Genomic DNA, 15,956 nt, shown 5'->3' with positions numbered 1-15,956 from the left:
GTTCCTATGTATACATAGAATTCGTGAAGTCTGGCACAAATCCCGCAATAAGGGAATAACATGTGATTTGTGTATACAGAAACCCCAACGACGGGGACCACGGTTCCGGTTCGCGCAAGTGAACGCGCCTACCGGCAGCTGCGCGGCGAGATTCTCGACGGCCTCCTGGCGCCCGGCACAGGGCTGCTCGAGGTGGAGCAGGCCGCCCGGATCGGGGTGTCGCGCACCCCTCTGCGCGCGGCGATCGCCCGGCTGATCGCCGACGGTCTGGTGGCCGGCCGCACCGGCCGTGGGTTCATGGTCACCGAGATGAGCGTGGACAGAATCGGGGAACTCTACGAGGTGCGACGGGCGTTGGAGGAACACGCCGCCCGGATCGCCGCCGAGCGCCGCGACCCGGCGGTCTTCGAGGCTCTCCGCACGCAGTTCCTTGCGGCCCCGGAGCTGCTCCGGCACGGCAAGGCGGGACTACGCCGCTACTACGAGCTGATCGACGAGTTCGACCTGGCCCTCGACGTGGCCGTGGCGAACCCCTTCCTCGTGGGTGCGCTCGCCGGGGTGCGCACGCACCTCGCCCGCATCCGTCGCCTGGCCCGGGACAACCCGGACCGGCTCCGAAGCGCCGCCGCCGAGCACCTGCTCATCGTGGACGCCGTTCTGGCGGGTGACTCGTCGCTGGCCGCCCACGCCACGCACGTGCACCTCCACCAGAGCCTCACCAGCGTTCTCGCGACCCTCCGGGGATCGTCGGCCGTTCCGGCCGACCCATCGCCTCCACCGCGCTAACCGCACTATTCGAACCAATCGAACCAATCGAACCAATCGAACCAATCGAAGGGATCCACCGTGCAGCTCCACCACGTTCGTGTTCACCGCAGCGACGAGAACCTTGCCCGCACCGACCAGCTGGCCTGGAAGATCGCCGAGGTCGCTGCCGATCCGGTCGCGGTGAGCGACGCGGTGACCGAGATGATCGTCAACCGGGTGATCGACAACGCCGCCGTCGCCGCGGCGTCGCTGACCCGGCGCCCGGTGGTGTCGGCCCGCTCGCAGGCGCTGGCGCACCCGCGTTCGTTCAACGGCGTCGGGGCGACCGTGTTCGGTGAGCAGCGCTCCCGCCGGGTGTCACCGGAGTGGGCGGCCTGGGCCAACGGGGTCGCCGTGCGTGAGCTCGACTACCACGACACGTTCCTCGCCGCCGAGTACTCACACCCCGGCGACAACATCCCGCCGGTCGTCGCGGTCGCCCAGCACCTCGCCACCGCCCGCGGATTGACCGGTCGCGACCTCGTGCGCGGCATCGCCACGGGCTACGAGATCCAGATCGACCTGGTCAAGGGCATCAGCCTGCACGCGCACAAGATCGACCACGTGGCCCACCTCGGCCCGTCGGCGGCCGCCGGCATCGGCACCCTGCTCGGGCTCGACCCCGAGACCATCTTCCAGGCGGTGGGGCAGGCGCTGCACACCACGACGGCCACCCGGCAGTCCAGGAAGGGCGAGATCTCCAGCTGGAAGGCACACGCCCCGGCCTTCGCCGGCAAGATGGCGGTGGAGGCGGTCGACCGCGCGATGCGCGGCGAAACCAGCCCCACCCCGATCTACGAGGGTGAAGACGGCGTGATCGCCTGGCTGCTCGACGGGCCGGATGCCGCCTACGAGGTGTCGCTGCCGTCGAATGGTGAAGCCAAGCGCGCCATCCTGGACAGCTACACGAAGGAGCACTCGGCGGAGTATCAGGCGCAGGCGTGGATCGACCTGGCCCGGAAGCTGCACCGGGAGCACCCGGCCCTGTCCGATCCGGCCAACGTCGTATCCGTCGTCATCCACACCAGCCACCACACCCACTACGTGATCGGCTCGGGCGCGAACGACCCGCAGAAGTACGACCCCACGGCCAGCCGGGAGACCCTCGACCACTCCATCCCGTACATCTTCACGGTCGCCCTGCAGGACGGCAGCTGGCACCACGTGGATTCCTACCGGCCCGAACGCGCCGGCCGGGCCGACACGATCGCCCTCTGGAACAAGGTGACCACCACGGAAGACAGCGAGTGGACCCGCCGGTACCACTCGCTCGACCCGGCCGAGAAGGCCTTCGGCGGTCGAGTCGAGATCGAGCTCACCGACGGCAGCCGGGTCGTCGACGAGATCGCCGTCGCCGACGCCCATCCGCTCGGCGCGAAGCCGTTCGGGCGGGCCGAATACGTGCACAAGTTCCGCACCCTCGCGGCCGACGTGGTCGAGGAGGGCGAGATCGTGCGCTTCCTCGCCGCGGCCGAACGCCTGCCGCGGCTTGGCGCCGGGGAGCTCGGCCAGCTCACCATCGTGGCCCGTAACGGGTTGCTCGCCTCACTTCCCACCCCGAACGGAATCTTCTGATGTTGTACTCGAAAGTCAGCCCTGCCGCCAAGCGGGCCGCGTTCCGCGAGGACCTGGCGAGCGGCCGGCTGCTGCGCTTCCCCGGTGCGTTCAACCCGCTCTCGGCCCGACTGATCGCGGCCAAGGGCTTCGAAGGGGTGTACATCTCCGGCGCGGTGCTCTCGGCCGACCTGGGTCTGCCCGACATCGGCCTGACCACTCTCACCGAGGTGGCCGGCCGGAGCCAGCAGATCGCCCGGATGAGCGACCTGCCCACGATCGTGGACGCCGACACCGGCTTCGGCGAGCCGATGAACGTGGCACGCACGATCCAGACGCTCGAGGATGCCGGCCTGGCCGGCATGCACATCGAGGACCAGGTCAATCCGAAACGCTGCGGTCACCTCGACGGCAAGCAGGTCGTCGACGACGACACGGCGGCCAAGCGCATCCGGGCGGCCGTCGATGCCCGGCGCGACCCGAACTTCCTGATCATGGCGCGCACGGACATCCGTGCCGTCGACGGCCTGGCTGCCGCGGTCGACCGGGCGAAGAAGCTCGTCGACGCCGGGGCTGACGCGATCTTTCCGGAGGCGATGGCATCCCTGGCCGAGTTCGCGGCCATCCGCGCCGCCGTGGACGTGCCGGTGCTGGCGAACATGACCGAGTTCGGCAAGGGCGAGCTCTACACGACCCAGCAGCTGGCGGATGTCGGCATGAACATCGTCATCTTCCCGGTGTCCCTGCTGCGCCTCGCGATGGGGGCGGCCGAACGCGGCCTCGACACCATCGAGGCGCAGGGCTCACTGACCGGCTTGCTGCCGGAGATGCAGCACCGGGCGAGGCTCTACGAGCTGCTCGACTACGAGTCGTACAGCCACTTCGATTCCGGCGTCTTCAACTTCACCCTCAACCCGGATGTTGCCTCGTAGCAGCCCGGCCCCGCACGCAGATCCAGTCTCAACGCAAGGGAGCTACATGAGTCAGAACGAACCGACCATTTACAAGGGCCTCGCCGGCGTCGTGGTCGACCATACGCAGGTGTCCAAGGTCAACCCCGAATCGAACTCGCTGCTGTACCGGGGCTACCCGGTGCAGGAACTCGCGGCACAGAAGAGCTTCGAGGAGGTGGCCTACCTGCTCTGGCACGGCGAGTTGCCGACCGACGTCGAGCTGGGTGAATTCGAGGAGCAGGAACGCTCCCTCCGGCACCTGACTCCTGCGGTGAAGCGCGTCATCGACGAGCTGCCGATGACGGCGCACCCGATGGACGTCGTGCGCACGGCGGTCAGCCTGATCGGCGCGAACGACCCCGATGCGGCCGACGCGTCGCCGGCGGCCAACCGTGCCAAGGGCCTGCGGCTCTGGGCCCAGATGCCGGCGATCGTGGCCTACGACCAGCGCCGCCGCCACGGCCTCGAGCTGATCGAACCGCGCAGCGACCTCGGCTACTCGGCCAACTTCCTGTTCATGACGTTCGGCGAGGTGCCCGAACTCGTGGTCGTGAACGCGTTCGATGTGTCCATGATCATGTATGCGGAGCACTCCTTCAACGCGTCGACGTTCACCGCCCGCGTGATCACCTCGACCCTGTCCGACCTGCACTCCGCGGTCACCGGAGCGATCGGGGCTCTCAAGGGCGCGCTGCACGGCGGGGCAAACGAGGCCGTGATGCACATTTTCGACGAAATCGGGCTCGGCCTGGGCGCCGGGAAGCGCGCCGAGGCGTGGCTGAACGAGACCCTCGCCGCAAAGCGGAAGGTGATGGGCTTCGGCCACCGGGTGTACAAGCACGGGGACTCGCGGGTGCCGACCATGCGCACTGCGCTGGTCACCCTGGTCGAGCATTATGACCGGCCGGACCTGCTGGAGCTCTACGAATCCCTCGAGGCGGGGATGACGACGCGCACCGGCATCCTGCCCAACCTGGACTACCCGTCGGGACCTGCGTACAACCTGATGGGATTCGACACCCTCACTTTCACGCCGATCTTCGTCGCGGCGCGACTGACCGGGTGGACCGCGCACATCATCGAGCAGACCGCATCGAATGCCCTGATCCGGCCGCTCTCGCTCTATAACGGCCACGAGGAGCGGCACCTGGCCTGAGCTCACCGTGACCGCGCCGTGACCTACCATTGGGAAATGGGATTCGACGCGGACGACGCTGCACGTGATGTGACCGGAATTGAGCGGGAAGTGCTGGGCTGGGACGTGTTCGCGGACGCGTCCCGCCAGCTGTCGAAGGCGGTGCTGTCGAGCGGTTTCCAGCCGGATGTCGTGATCGCCATCGCCCGCGGCGGGCTGCTGCTCGCCGGCGCCATGTCGTATGCGCTGGGCACCAAGAACTGCGGCAGCATCAACGTGCAGTTCTACACCGGCGTCGACGAGCGCCTCCCCGTGCCGGTCCTGTCGGGACCGATGCTCGACGCGCCGTCGCTGACCGGCCTGCGGGTGCTGCTCGTCGACGACGTCTCCGACTCCGGGCACACCCTCGCGATGGTCGTCGCGCTGCTGCGGGAAACCGCCTGCGAGGTGCGCACCGCCACCCTGTACACGAAGCCTCGCACCGTGCTGGTGCCCGATTTCACCTGGTGTGAAACGGACCGCTGGATCGTGTTCCCCTGGTCCTCGCTGCCTCCCGTAGCGGAGAGCCTCACCGGTGCGAGCCTGCCGGGCGGCGCACAGCTCGATGACGCCCTGCCTGTCGCGAGCCTGCTCGCCGCCAGCCTGCCCCTCGTGGCCCGGGGCGCCCTGCTGTGAGCGTGCACCTGGTCGGCGGCGGTTGGAACCCCCGGACAGACGCGGCCGTCTTCGGACCCTTCCTGGCCGAGGCCACGGCGCGCGGAGTCGTGGCAGGCCGCGCGGAGCCTGGCATCGCGATCCTCGTCGTGCGTGCCGAAGACGCCGCCGACCACGCCGCGAACCTGGTCGCCGCCGTTTCCGCGGCCGGCGAGTTCGAGCCGAAGGTCACCGTCGTCGCCCCGGGCGACGTCTTCGCCCTGACCGCTGTGTCCGAGGCCGACGGAATCCTGGTCGGCGGCGGAGTCACCCCCGCCTACCTGGTCGCCGTGGCCCCGATATTCGGTGAGATCCGTCGTCAGGTGGCCGCCGGCGTCCCCTATCTCGGATTCTCTGCCGGCGCGATGATCGCGGCCGAGCGTGCCCTGATCGGCGGCTGGCGCATGGGCGGCGTCGAGGTCAGCGGCGAACACGCCGCCGAGGGGCTCGACGAGATCACCGTCGAACCCGGCATCGGGCTGCTCGACGTCACCGTGGAGGTGCACGCCGCCCAGTGGGGCACGCTGTCCCGGCTGGTCGCGGCCACCGAGGCCGGCCTGATCGACGGCGGCCTGGCCGTCGACGAGAACACCGCGCTGGTCGTCGGCGAGGGCGCGCTCAGCGTCGTCGGAGCCGGCAGTGTCTGGCGGGTCAGCGAGGCCGACGGCGGGGTGCTCGTGAGCACCTTCGGGGCCTGAGCCGAGCATCATGCCCGTCACCCTCGCGGCGCTGACCGAGAGCCGGGCCATCGATCTTGGCTGGGCCCAGGCGCTGGCGCCGGTGGGGCCGGAGATCGACCGGATGGCGGAGCTCCTGCGCGCCGAGACTCTGGCCGGCCGCATCTGGCTACCGTCCCCGGAGAACGTCTTCCGCGCCTTCGCCGAGCCGTTCGACGCCGTGCGGGTGCTCATCGTCGGCCAGGACCCGTACCCGACCCGGGGACATCCGATCGGGCTCGCCTTCGCGACCGAGGCACACGTGCGACCTCTGCCGCGCAGCCTGGCGAACATCTGCCGGGAGCTGCACGACGACGTGGGCGTCACCGCCGCCACCGGAGACCTCTCGCCGTGGTCGCGGCGGGGGGTGCTGCTGCTCAACCGCGTACTCACCGTGCAGGCCGGCCTGGCCGGGTCGCACCGGCGCCGCGGCTGGGAAAGCGTGACCGAGCAGGCCATCCGTGCCCTCGTCGCCCGGGACCGGCCGCTCGTGGCGATCCTGTGGGGGAAGGATGCCGGCACGCTGCGGCCGCTCCTCGGGGACACGCCGGTGATCGAGTCCGCGCACCCGAGCCCGCTGTCGGCCAGGCGCGGATTCTTCGGTTCAAAGCCGTTCAGCCGGGCCAACGAGTACCTCGGCCGCACCGGGGCGGCCCCGGTGGACTGGTCCCTCGGGTAATCTGGAGCTCTCTGGAGGAGTTAGCTGTGCTTGAAGAGGAATACCAGCCGCGTCGGCAATTGCCCCGACACCTTCGACCGACGCCCGCGGAAGAGGCGCCGTTCGGATTCACCATGCGTGAGGCCCAAATCACCGATCTGCCGTATATCCGGGAGGTCTACAACTACTACGTCGCCAACAGCACGGTCACCTTCGACGTCGACCCGATGACCCTGGCCGAGTGGCGCAGCAAGTTCTACTATCTGGGCAAGCTCGGGATGCCTTTCATCGTGGCCGTCTCCCCGGCCGGCCAGCTGCTCGGCTACGCCCTGGTCAGCCCGTGGAAGCAGAAACGCGCCTACCGGTTCACGGTCGAGAACTCGATCTACCTCGGAGCGGCCTCCACCGGCAAGGGACTGGGCCGGATGCTGCTCGGCGAACTCATCGAGCGCTCCCAGGCGGCCGGGCTCAAGGAGATCATCTCGGTCGTCGCCGACCAGGGCGCCGACGCGTCGATCAAGCTGCACCTCGACTTCGGATTCGCGGAGATCGGCCGGATGGGCAAGGTCGGCTTCAAGTTCGACCGCTGGCTCGGCACCGTGCTCCTGCAGAAGAGCCTCAAATAGGCGGAGCGGCGAGCCTGCGGCCAGCGGACGCCTAAAATCGAGGGATGACCGATGCCCTGCCCACCCTGCCCGAGCGCCACACCGTGTTGCGCTCGTTCGCAGGACACCTCGAGGCCGGCCCCGACGCCGTGTTCAACCGGCTCGTGACGGCGATGGCCTCGGGGGCGGCCGGCGGGGGCAACGTGCACACCGACCGGGACCGACGCCGACTCGTGCTGCGGCGCGGCTGGTGGTACCGCGGCGAGTACCAGGTGCTGCCCGAGGAGGAGGCCGGGTCGCTCGTGCAGTACGAGATCATCAACGTCGCGCAGCTGCTGCCGTGGGCCGGGTCGTGGGCGGCGGTATCCGTTCTCCGCGCCGCGCCGCGGGCGTTCCAGGCGTTGCTGACCGGGCTGTCCCACTCCTGAGCGTCGCGCCGCTGAGCGTCTCGCCGCTCCGTCGCGCCGATGCCCGGCATCCCGGCTGGCTAGGCTCGGGGGATGGCCGCTCCGCATGAACTGACCGCTCTCGAACAATGGCAGGCGCTGCAGCGCGGTGAGATCAGCCCCACCGAGCTGACCGAGCACTACCTGGGCCGGATCGAGGCTCAGGACTCCGGCCTCGGCGCGTTCGTGAGCGTGACAGCGGATGCCGCGCGGAAGCGGGCCCGCTTCGTCGAGCAGCTGATGCCGCGCAGCATGCCGCTCTGGGGTCTGCCCTTCGCCGACAAGGACCTGCAGAGCCGCGCCGGCGTGCCGGCCCGGTTCGGATCGCGGCTGATGCAGGATTACGTGCCGGCCGAGTCCGACGATCTCGTGCTCGCCCTGGACGCGGCCGGCGGCGTGAGCCTCGGCAAGACCAGCACGCCCGAGTTCGGGCTGCCGTCGTACACCGAGACGCTGGCCGGGCCGCCCGCGCGCAACCCGTGGGACCGCTCCCGGGGCGCGGGCGGCTCCAGCGGCGGGGCGGCGGTGGCCGTCGCCGCCCGGCTGCTTCCCTTCGCTCCGGGTTCCGACGGCGGCGGCTCGGTGCGGATCCCCGCGGCAGCCTGCGGTCTCGTCGGCCTGAAACCGTCGCGCGGCCGGGTGCCCTCGTCGTCCGGGATCAACGCGCTCGGCGGTCTCAGCGTGGCCGGACCGCTGGCACGTACGGTGGCGGATGCCGCCCTGCTGCTGGACGCCATGATCGCGCCGCGAGGCGGGCATCCGCAGCATCTGTACTCGCTCCGGCCCCCCGGCGACGATGCACCTCTGCTGGCCGCCGCCGTGCGCGGCGAGGGCCGGTTCCAGCTCGGCGTGATGACAACCTCCGCCTGGGATGACGCCTACCCGATCGAGATCGCTCCCGAGGCGCTGGCCGCCCTGATGGTGGCCGTCGACGGGTTCGCGAGTATGGGCCATGGCCTGGAGGAGACGGCGCTCGAGCCCGACGACAGCTATGTGCCGGCGTTCCGCACGATCTGGCAGGCCGGCGCTGCGGGCATCCCCGCCGACACCCCGGAGCAGGAGAAGCTGCTCGAGCCGCTCACCCGCTGGCTGATGAACCGCGGCCGGGAGCTGTCCGCTCGGGATCTGGCTCAGGCGCTCGCGGCCCTGTCGGCTTACGAGCGGTCGTTCATCCGCCAGTTGTCCCGGTTCGACGCGGTGCTGACCCCGGCGCTCGCGCTCACGCCGCGCCCGCTGGGCTGGTACGACGCGGTCGACGGGGAGCGCAACTTCGCCCAGCAGGTGCAGTACACCCCGTTCACGTCCATGGTCAACGTGAGCGGACTGCCCGCGATCGTGCTGCCCGTTGCCGAAACCGGGGCTGGACTGCCGATGGGAGTACAGCTGATCGGCCGGCCGGGCGGGGAGGCCACGCTACTGGCGCTCGGTGCGCAGCTCGAACGGAGGCTGCAGTGGCAGCACCGCACGCCGCCCGAGGCCGGCGGCCTCGGACTCCCGTGCGCCCGCTGAGTGATTCCGAGCGCGCGGCGTCAAACCAACTTGACCCAATTCGACGGAGATTTTGGGTCAAACACCGGTTTTTGAGCCTAAACACGCGGTTTAGAGCAAAATCTCCGCCGAATTCGTTCGGGGTTCGACACGGATTCTCGACCGCGGTGCGCTAGACCAGCGGGGCCTTCGCGGCCGGACGGGACGGCCACCAGAACCTGTCGCCGGTGAGGAACACCAGCGCCGGCACCACGAGGGTGCGCACCACGAGCGTGTCGAGCAGCACGCCGATGCAGACGATGACGCCGATCTGGGTGAGAGCCACGACCGGCAGCACGCCCAGCACGGCGAAGACCGCCGCGATCAGGATGCCGGCGCTCGTGATGACCGCGCCCGTCGACGACAGGGCGCGCACCATGCCCTCCTTCGTGCCGAACCGGATGCTCTCTTCCCGGGCTCGGGTGGTGAGGAAGATGTTGTAGTCCACTCCGAGGGCCACCAGGAAGAGGAACGCGAACAGCACCACGTTGGTGTTGAAGGCGGGGAAGCCCATCAGGTTCTGGAAGATCCAGTTGGAGGCACCGAGGCTGGCGAAGTACGTCGCCAGCACGCTGAGGATCAGCAGAACGGGTGCCACCAGGGAGCGCAGGAGCAGGGCGAGGATGGAGAACACGATCGCCAGGATCATCGGGATGATCAGGGCCTGGTCGGCCTGGGCGCTCGTCTTGTTGTCGAACGCCGTGGCGTCGCTGCCGCCGACCAGCGCCTCGGACACGTCGCCCGAGGTGTCGGCATAGGTTCCGCGCAGTGTGTCGATGACGGAGAAGGTTTCGTCGCTGCCCGGCTCGCTGGACAGGGAGAGGTTCAGCCGGGTCAGGCCGTTCGCGCTCTCGCCGGGCAGCACGGACTCGACGCCGGGCGTGTCGGTGGCAAGCGTCGTGGCCTCGGCGGCCGCGGCATCCGGTACCAGCACGATGGTCTGGCTGGTCAAGCCGGCCGAGAAGGATTCCTTCACGATGGCCTGCGCCTGCACCGATTCGGGCTTACCGAGGAGCTGGTCGGCCTGCGACAGCCCCACGGAGGCGCCGATCAGGCCCAGGCTGAGGGCGCCGATCGCGGCGACGGATGCCGCGGTGACCACGATCGGACGGCGCTGCACGCCCCGACCGAGGCGGGTCCAGAAGCCGGGACGCAGCTCGGCACCGGCGCCCGGCACGAAGCGGGGGATGAACGGCCAGAACAGGCCGCGACCGCAGACCACAAGGGCAGCCGGCAGCACGACCAGCGCGAAGATGATGGCGATGACGACACCGATAGCGCAGGCGAAACCGAGCGCGCGGTTGCCGGACAGCTCGGCGAACAGCAGGGTGAGCAGGCTGAGCGCGACCGTGCCGCCACTGGCGGCGATGGCCGGGCCGGCACCGCGCACCGCGGCCAGCATGGCGTCGTTGCGGTTCTCGGTGCGGAGTAACTCCTCGCGATAGCGGGCCACGAGCAACAGGGCGTAATTGGTGCCAGCGCCGAAGACCAGCACGGACTGGATGCCGGCGACGGAGGGGTCGAGGGTGATGCCGAACGGCTCGGCCAGGGCGCCGACGACGACCCCGGACAGGCCGTCCGCGATGCCGACGACGACGAGCGGAACGATCCAGAGCACGGGACTGCGGTAGGTGACGATCAGAAGCACGGCGACGACGATCACGGTGACGAGCAGCAGCCGGAAGTCGGCACCGGCGAAGGCGTTGGTGATGTCGGACTGAAAGCCGACGGCGCCGGTGACAAAGGCGTTCAGACCGCTCGGCAGTGCGTCGGACGCGGCGTCACGGATGCCGGTGGCCGCCCCGCCGATGTCGGCGTTGGCCTCGTCCGCGTCCAGCGGAACGATGCTGATCGCGGCCTGCCCGTCATCGCTGAACCGCGGCATGGTGGCCTGCGGCACGATCGACTGCTCGGCGAGGGCGGTGCCGCGTTCGGCGATGGCTGCGATGTCGGCCCGGGTCAGGTCGGCACCCTCCCGGGTCCAGACCACGATCGCGGAGGTCTGCTCGGCGGAGGGGAACTCGGCGAGGAGAGCGTCGACCTGTGCGGCCTGGCTGGATGTAGGCAGCCCGGAGGTGGGGAACTCCTCGGAATCGTCGGAGGGGAGGAGGGAGAAGAGCAGACCGACGGCGACGATCGTCGCGATCAGTACGATCCAGGCCGTGCGCCGACCGGTGATGAACCGCTGAATCGCGAGCAAAATTCCTCCAAGAAGCCTGATTGCTAGGCGTCCTAGCAATCTTCGTAATAGTATGGCTCCTATGGAAGAGCGTCGCAAGTTCGCTCCCGGCTCCGCGCCCGGGGTCGTCGGCGCGCCGGGGGGCGGCGAAAGTCGGGATTCCAGTCTGCCGGTTTCGGACCGGATCGGCTTCCAGCTGCACGACATCGTGCACCTGTCCCGCGCCTTCGAGCGCCAGGTCGGGCAGGCGCTCGAGGTGAACGCCACCGACCTGTCCGCGATGGAGCACCTGATCCGGGAGGGGTCGCTGACCCCGGGCGAGCTGTCCCGCCGCCTGGACATCTCCACGGCGGCAACCACTCTCGTGGTCGACCGGCTCGTGGCCCTCGGTCACGCCCAGCGCCATCCGCACTCGTCGGATCGGCGCAAGGTGGTCGTGGTGCCGGCTCAGGAGTCGGTTTCGCGGGCGTTCCAGCAACTGCTTCCGGTGATCGGGGGAGTGGCGGCGCTCAGTCAGGATCTCTCTGAGGAGGAACGAGAGGTCATCGAGGCCTTCCTGGCCCGGGTCGTCGACGTTTACCAATCGGCACTCGGCTCGCCGTCCTGAGCCGGTGATCCGCGCCCAGCAGCCCGCGCGCGCCACGCCCGGTGGTCGCCAATTGTTTTGAGTAATTCAAAACAACTGTTAGCGTGGGGTGCATGACGGAAACAGGGCGGATGCGGGCGGTTGAGGCGTCCGGCCTGCTCGCCGACAGCATCCGTGCGTCTGGGCTCAAAGTCACCGGGCCCCGCTTAGCGGTGCTGCGTGTTCTCGACCAGGCCCCGCACTCGACCGCGGAGCGGCTCTACGCCACGGTTCGAGCCGAGCTGCCGGGCACCTCACTGCAGGCGGTATACGGTGTGCTCGCGGCCTTCACCGGCGTGGGGATCGCCCGCAAGATCGAGCCGGCCGGCTCCCCGGCTCTCTTCGAACGCCGGGTCGGCGACAACCACCACCACATCGTCTGCACCCGGTGCAGCGCGGTGCACGACGTCGACTGCGCCGTGGGTGAGTCCCCCTGCCTAACGCCCACGAACACCTCCGGATTCACCGTGCACACCGCCGAGGTCACCTACTGGGGTCTCTGCCCCGACTGCCAGACCGCCACACTTACCGCGCTTTCCACACCTGCACCGCTGTCGAACGAAGGAGCACGATGACAATCAAGCCCACCACCACGCAGACGGGAACGCCCGTCGCCAGCGACGAGCACTCCCTGACCGTTGGAACCGAGGGAGTCACTGCCCTGCACGACGTCTACCTGGTCGAGAAGCTCGCCCAGTTCAACCGCGAGCGCATCCCGGAGCGCATCGTGCACGCCAAGGGCGGCGGAGCGCACGGCGTCTTCGAGGTGACCGGCGACGTCTCCGCGTACACCCGCGCCGCCGTCTTCGCGCCCGGAACGACCACCGAGACGCTGCAGCGCTTCTCAAGCGTTGCCGGTGAGCAGGGCAGCCCCGACACCTGGCGCGACGTGCGCGGCTTCTCGGTGAAGTTCTACACCTCCGAGGGCAACTACGACATCGTCGGCAACAACACACCGGTGTTCTTCATCCGCGACGGCATCAAGTTCCCCGACTTCATCCACTCGCAGAAGCGCCTGCCGGGCTCCGGCCTGCGCGACGCGACCATGCAGTGGGACTTCTGGACGCTCTCCCCGGAGTCCGCGCACCAGGTGACCTACCTGATGGGCGACCGCGGCCTGCCGCGCTCCTGGCGCGAGATGCCCGGCTTCGGCTCGCACACCTACCAGTGGATCAACGCCGCCGGTGAGCGCTTCTGGGTCAAGTACCACTTCACCTCCAACCAGGGCAACATCGAGATGGAGGGCTCGGAGGCTGAGCTCATCGCGGGGGCCGACGCCGACTACTACCGTCGCGACCTCTTCGACGCCATCGATGCCGGAAACTTCCCGTCCTGGGACGTCTCGGTGCAGATCATGCCGTACGACGACGCCAAGGCCTACCGGTTCAACCCGTTCGACATCACCAAGGTGTGGCCGCACGCAGACTACCCGTTGGTCAAGGTCGGCACGCACACCCTGAACCGCAACCCGGAGAACTTCTTCGCTGAGATCGAGCAGGCCGCGTTCTCCCCGGCGAACTTCGTGCCCGGCATCGCGGCGAGCCCTGACAAGATGCTGATGGCGCGCATCTTCTCCTACCCGGACGCCCAGCGATACCGTGTCGGCACGAACTTCAACCAGCTGCCGGTGAACGCCGCGAAGGCTCCCGTGAACAACTACTCGCAGGATGGCGCCGCTCGCTATCACTTCAACGCGACGGATGTCCCGAACTACGCTCCGAACTCGCTGGGCGGCCCGGTGGCCGACCCGCAGGCGGCAACCGACGGAAGCTGGGAGAACGACGGCGAACTCGTGCGCGCCGCCGCGCAGCTGCGCAGCGAGGACAGCGACTTCGGCCAGGCCGGGACGCTGTACCGCGAGGTCTACGACGATGCCGCCAAGGCGCGCTTCCTCGACACCATCACCGGTGCCATCAGCGGGGTGGAACGTCCCGAAGTGACCGAGCGAGCCATCGCGTACTGGACCAGCGTCGACGCAGACCTCGGCGCGAAGCTGCGCGCGAACCTCGCAACCTGGGCCGAGGCCGACCTGCTGGCCGAGGACGCAGCCGGTTACGCCGCCCCGTAGCAGCATCCGCTTGACCGAAAACGCCCGGCCTCTTCGAGGTCGGGCGTTCTCGTGTCCCGCTCCCGTGTCCCGCTTTCTATCCGGTGCGTTGGTGGCCCGGCGTCAGCAGTAGAAGGCGCGCGTCGTGTCGGGCGCGACGATCGCCTTCACGACACCGCCCGGCTGGAGCAGGGCCACTCCGCCGAAGGAGGAGCCGTCCTCACCCCAGGGGGCACCGTCAGCCACCTTGTCGTAGACGAAGGGGCCTGAACCGTCGTTGTATTCATCGTGCGCCTGATCCTCCGGGAGCGCATCGAAGAAGGCCTGGGCATTGTCGCCGACCGCGAATCCACCGCTGCTCCGAAGGGCTATCCCCGCTACGGAGGGGCCGCTGAACCTGACCGTGAACCCGATGGACGACACGGAGAGCATTGCGTCGTCCCAGACATAGTGGGTCGAAGGCGAATCGCAGGCTTCGTCCTGAGTCATCTCGGTCTGGATCGGCGACGTTCCGAAGGCGTTCGTGAGCAATGCGATGGCCGTGTCGGGGCCGTCGTCCAAGACCGCGGTCTGCACGGTCTGCCCGTCGGGGGTCTGGCTGACCAGTCGGGAGCCGCTCATCACGATCGTCGACACGGTGGGCGCCGCGGCCTGCGTCGGCGTAGCCGTTGTCGTGGGAGTGGCCACCGCAGTGGCCTCCTCGGTGGCCGTGGGGGTGGACCCCGGTGCGGGGGTCGAGGAGCAGGCACTCAGCAGCAGTCCCGCCAGCACTGTCAGGGCGACGCCGCCCCGGATCCTGGACCGGGTCCGATCACCTGTTCCGGTGCGTTCGTTCATTGATTCCCCCGCTGGTCAACGTTTTCCCGCCTGATCAGGCCTGGCCCAAGGTTACTGCGCGGCGCCGGCGAGCACGGCGGCGAGGGCTGCGCGCAGCCCGGCATCCGCTTCGATGGAGACCTGCTTGATCTCCGGTTTCGCGCTGAGCTGCGCCATGATGGCCGGGTCGAGGGCTTCCACGGTGGTTTCACCGGCCCCCGCGTGGCGGCGCACGACCACGTTGCAGGGGAGCAGGGCGCCGATGCCTGGGTCGGCGGTCACGGCCCGCTGGGCCAGGGCGGGATTGCAGGCACCGAGAATCAGGTAGTCGCCGACGGCGTCGGCGGCCTCCTGGCCGAGCTTGGCGGCGAAGGTGGACTGTATGTTGATTTCGGTCAGTATGCCGAATCCCTGGTCGGCCAGTGCTTCCCGGGCCATCCGGACCGCTTCGTCGAACGAGACATTGACCGTGACGGTGTGTGCGTAGCTCATGCTGTTCCTCCACTTGGGTGACATTCACCCGGTTCATTCACTCGGTGACATTCACTGGGGACCGCGACGGCCCCCAGACCATCATGCGCGCCACCGGCCCGATCTGCCACCGTGAACGGGTGGATTCTCGTTAGGTCAGGCATTTCATACGTGGGACATGCTCACCTCGACGGATGCGCCCGGCGCCACCCGCCCCCGCGCGAGCTGCCGGCCATTCGCGGTCGAGGTTGCTCACGTGCTCCGGCTGTCGTCCCCATTCACCCGGTCCACTTTCACCGGCCCCGAGCTGCACCGGTTCGGCCACAAGGGAGCTCAGGGTGGGCGCCCGAACCTAGAGGTGCCGCGGCACGTCCGGCTCGTCGTGTGGCCAACTCAGGAGATCCGTCCGGGCCCTCCGGACATCCGTGCTGATCCTGCACTGCTCCGCACCGGCTGGTAACTGCGGGTGACGGATGTCCTGAGTTGGCCACACGCGCGCGCTTGGCCGCCCTGACCCGCGGAGGCAGGACGCAGGGCGGCAAGGCCCATCGACCGGAGCCGTGGCGAGCCCGGTGCGCAGCCGGAGTTTCTCCCGTTTGGAGTTCCGCACCGCGACCCGAACCCCGAACGAATTCGACGGAGAATTTTGGCTCTCCTGTCGTAACCGTGGGTTAATCCCGGCCGGGGAGTGCGGGTTTGTGGCCGCCGAGGCTGAGCATGGCGA

16 protein-coding genes are annotated in these 15,956 nt (G+C 68.9%); 13 read left to right on the top strand and 3 right to left on the bottom strand.

The annotated features are described in order from the left end of the window. Positions 1-69: 69 nt before the first annotated feature. The 10 genes from CXY82_RS06530 to CXY82_RS06485 all read left to right on the top strand — a co-directional run bounded on the left by CXY82_RS06530 (position 70) and on the right by CXY82_RS06485 (position 9,076). Complete coding sequence (locus CXY82_RS06530; protein WP_104170205.1) at positions 70-786, top strand: GntR family transcriptional regulator; 717 nt, start codon at positions 70-72, stop codon at positions 784-786. Positions 787-846: 60 nt separating this feature from the next. After that, a complete protein-coding gene (locus CXY82_RS06525; RefSeq protein ID WP_104170204.1) occupies positions 847-2,382 on the top strand; it encodes an MmgE/PrpD family protein in 1,536 nt (511 codons plus the stop codon). Continuing rightward, on the top strand, positions 2,382-3,293 hold the full coding sequence (gene prpB / locus CXY82_RS06520) for a methylisocitrate lyase (RefSeq protein ID WP_104170203.1): 912 nt from the start codon (positions 2,382-2,384) through the stop codon (positions 3,291-3,293). The genes CXY82_RS06525 and prpB overlap by 1 nt, the downstream gene beginning before the upstream one ends. A 46-nt stretch (positions 3,294-3,339) precedes the next feature. Continuing rightward, positions 3,340-4,470: a bifunctional 2-methylcitrate synthase/citrate synthase gene (locus CXY82_RS06515; RefSeq protein ID WP_104099879.1), complete on the top strand. Its 1,131-nt coding sequence runs from the start codon at positions 3,340-3,342 to the stop codon at positions 4,468-4,470. A 36-nt stretch (positions 4,471-4,506) separates the two neighbouring features. Next, positions 4,507-5,124 carry a phosphoribosyltransferase gene (locus tag CXY82_RS06510; protein ID WP_104170202.1) on the top strand — a complete coding sequence of 206 codons (618 nt, stop codon included), beginning with the start codon at positions 4,507-4,509 and terminating at the stop codon, positions 5,122-5,124. Beyond that, a complete protein-coding gene (locus tag CXY82_RS06505) occupies positions 5,121-5,840 on the top strand; it encodes a Type 1 glutamine amidotransferase-like domain-containing protein (RefSeq protein ID WP_104170201.1) in 720 nt (239 codons plus the stop codon). Before CXY82_RS06510 ends, CXY82_RS06505 begins: the two co-directional genes overlap by 4 nt. Before the next feature lie 10 nt (positions 5,841-5,850). Then, entirely contained in the window at positions 5,851-6,537 is a 687-nt protein-coding gene (locus tag CXY82_RS06500) for a uracil-DNA glycosylase (protein ID WP_104170200.1), read from the top strand. A gap of 26 nt (positions 6,538-6,563) precedes the next feature. Next, positions 6,564-7,142 (top strand): GNAT family N-acetyltransferase, encoded by a 579-nt coding sequence (locus CXY82_RS06495; RefSeq protein WP_174720224.1) that lies wholly within the window; start codon positions 6,564-6,566, stop codon positions 7,140-7,142. A 44-nt stretch (positions 7,143-7,186) separates the two neighbouring features. Continuing rightward, positions 7,187-7,549, top strand: coding sequence for a hypothetical protein (locus CXY82_RS06490; protein WP_104170198.1), 363 nt, complete (start codon positions 7,187-7,189; stop codon positions 7,547-7,549). 72 nt (positions 7,550-7,621) lie between these two features. Beyond that, positions 7,622-9,076 carry an amidase gene (locus CXY82_RS06485; RefSeq protein WP_104170197.1) on the top strand — a complete coding sequence of 485 codons (1,455 nt, stop codon included), beginning with the start codon at positions 7,622-7,624 and terminating at the stop codon, positions 9,074-9,076. A gap of 151 nt (positions 9,077-9,227) precedes the next feature. Here CXY82_RS06485 and CXY82_RS06480 read toward each other — a convergent pair whose 3' ends face one another. Continuing rightward, positions 9,228-11,294 carry an MMPL family transporter gene (locus tag CXY82_RS06480; RefSeq protein WP_104170196.1) on the bottom strand — a complete coding sequence of 689 codons (2,067 nt, stop codon included), beginning with the start codon at positions 11,292-11,294 and terminating at the stop codon, positions 9,228-9,230. A gap of 61 nt (positions 11,295-11,355) precedes the next feature. Here CXY82_RS06480 and CXY82_RS06475 point away from each other — a divergent pair, with 61 nt between their 5' ends. The 3 genes from CXY82_RS06475 (at position 11,356) to CXY82_RS06465 (ending at position 13,966) form a co-directional block, all read left to right on the top strand. Continuing rightward, positions 11,356-11,880 (top strand): MarR family winged helix-turn-helix transcriptional regulator, encoded by a 525-nt coding sequence (locus tag CXY82_RS06475; protein ID WP_104170195.1) that lies wholly within the window; start codon positions 11,356-11,358, stop codon positions 11,878-11,880. A 92-nt stretch (positions 11,881-11,972) separates the two neighbouring features. Beyond that, complete coding sequence (locus tag CXY82_RS06470) at positions 11,973-12,473, top strand: Fur family transcriptional regulator (protein ID WP_233199233.1); 501 nt, start codon at positions 11,973-11,975, stop codon at positions 12,471-12,473. Further along, positions 12,470-13,966 carry a catalase gene (locus tag CXY82_RS06465; protein WP_104170193.1) on the top strand — a complete coding sequence of 499 codons (1,497 nt, stop codon included), beginning with the start codon at positions 12,470-12,472 and terminating at the stop codon, positions 13,964-13,966. The genes CXY82_RS06470 and CXY82_RS06465 overlap by 4 nt, the downstream gene beginning before the upstream one ends. Before the next feature lie 102 nt (positions 13,967-14,068). On the opposite strand, the gene CXY82_RS06460 is transcribed toward CXY82_RS06465, so the two are convergent. Together CXY82_RS06460 and CXY82_RS06455 are read right to left on the bottom strand one after the other, a co-directional pair. Next, positions 14,069-14,782: a hypothetical protein gene (locus CXY82_RS06460; RefSeq protein WP_158252136.1), complete on the bottom strand. Its 714-nt coding sequence runs from the start codon at positions 14,780-14,782 to the stop codon at positions 14,069-14,071. Positions 14,783-14,833: 51 nt separating this feature from the next. Then, positions 14,834-15,253 (bottom strand): DUF302 domain-containing protein, encoded by a 420-nt coding sequence (locus CXY82_RS06455; RefSeq protein WP_104170191.1) that lies wholly within the window; start codon positions 15,251-15,253, stop codon positions 14,834-14,836. Between the last annotated feature and the right edge of the window lie 703 nt (positions 15,254-15,956).

The organism is Cryobacterium sp. M23, from assembly GCF_002929655.1.
GTDB classification, from domain to species: Bacteria; Actinomycetota; Actinomycetes; order Actinomycetales; family Microbacteriaceae; genus Cryobacterium; species Cryobacterium sandaracinum.
This window is presented reverse-complemented; position numbering and strand designations above follow the sequence as displayed.

Coding starts and splice junctions, on each gene's coding strand:
- prpB (WP_104170203.1), top strand. CDS start 2,382: ATGTTGTACTCGAAAGTCAGCCCTGCCGCCAAGCGGGCCGCGTTCCGC.
- CXY82_RS06515 (WP_104099879.1), top strand. CDS start 3,340: ATGAGTCAGAACGAACCGACCATTTACAAGGGCCTCGCCGGCGTCGTG.
- CXY82_RS06510 (WP_104170202.1), top strand. CDS start 4,507: ATGGGATTCGACGCGGACGACGCTGCACGTGATGTGACCGGAATTGAG.
- CXY82_RS06500 (WP_104170200.1), top strand. CDS start 5,851: ATGCCCGTCACCCTCGCGGCGCTGACCGAGAGCCGGGCCATCGATCTT.
- CXY82_RS06490 (WP_104170198.1), top strand. CDS start 7,187: ATGACCGATGCCCTGCCCACCCTGCCCGAGCGCCACACCGTGTTGCGC.
- CXY82_RS06485 (WP_104170197.1), top strand. CDS start 7,622: ATGGCCGCTCCGCATGAACTGACCGCTCTCGAACAATGGCAGGCGCTG.
- CXY82_RS06475 (WP_104170195.1), top strand. CDS start 11,356: ATGGAAGAGCGTCGCAAGTTCGCTCCCGGCTCCGCGCCCGGGGTCGTC.
- CXY82_RS06470 (WP_233199233.1), top strand. CDS start 11,973: ATGACGGAAACAGGGCGGATGCGGGCGGTTGAGGCGTCCGGCCTGCTC.
- CXY82_RS06465 (WP_104170193.1), top strand. CDS start 12,470: ATGACAATCAAGCCCACCACCACGCAGACGGGAACGCCCGTCGCCAGC.
- CXY82_RS06460 (WP_158252136.1), bottom strand. CDS start 14,782: ATGAACGAACGCACCGGAACAGGTGATCGGACCCGGTCCAGGATCCGG.
- CXY82_RS06455 (WP_104170191.1), bottom strand. CDS start 15,253: ATGAGCTACGCACACACCGTCACGGTCAATGTCTCGTTCGACGAAGCG.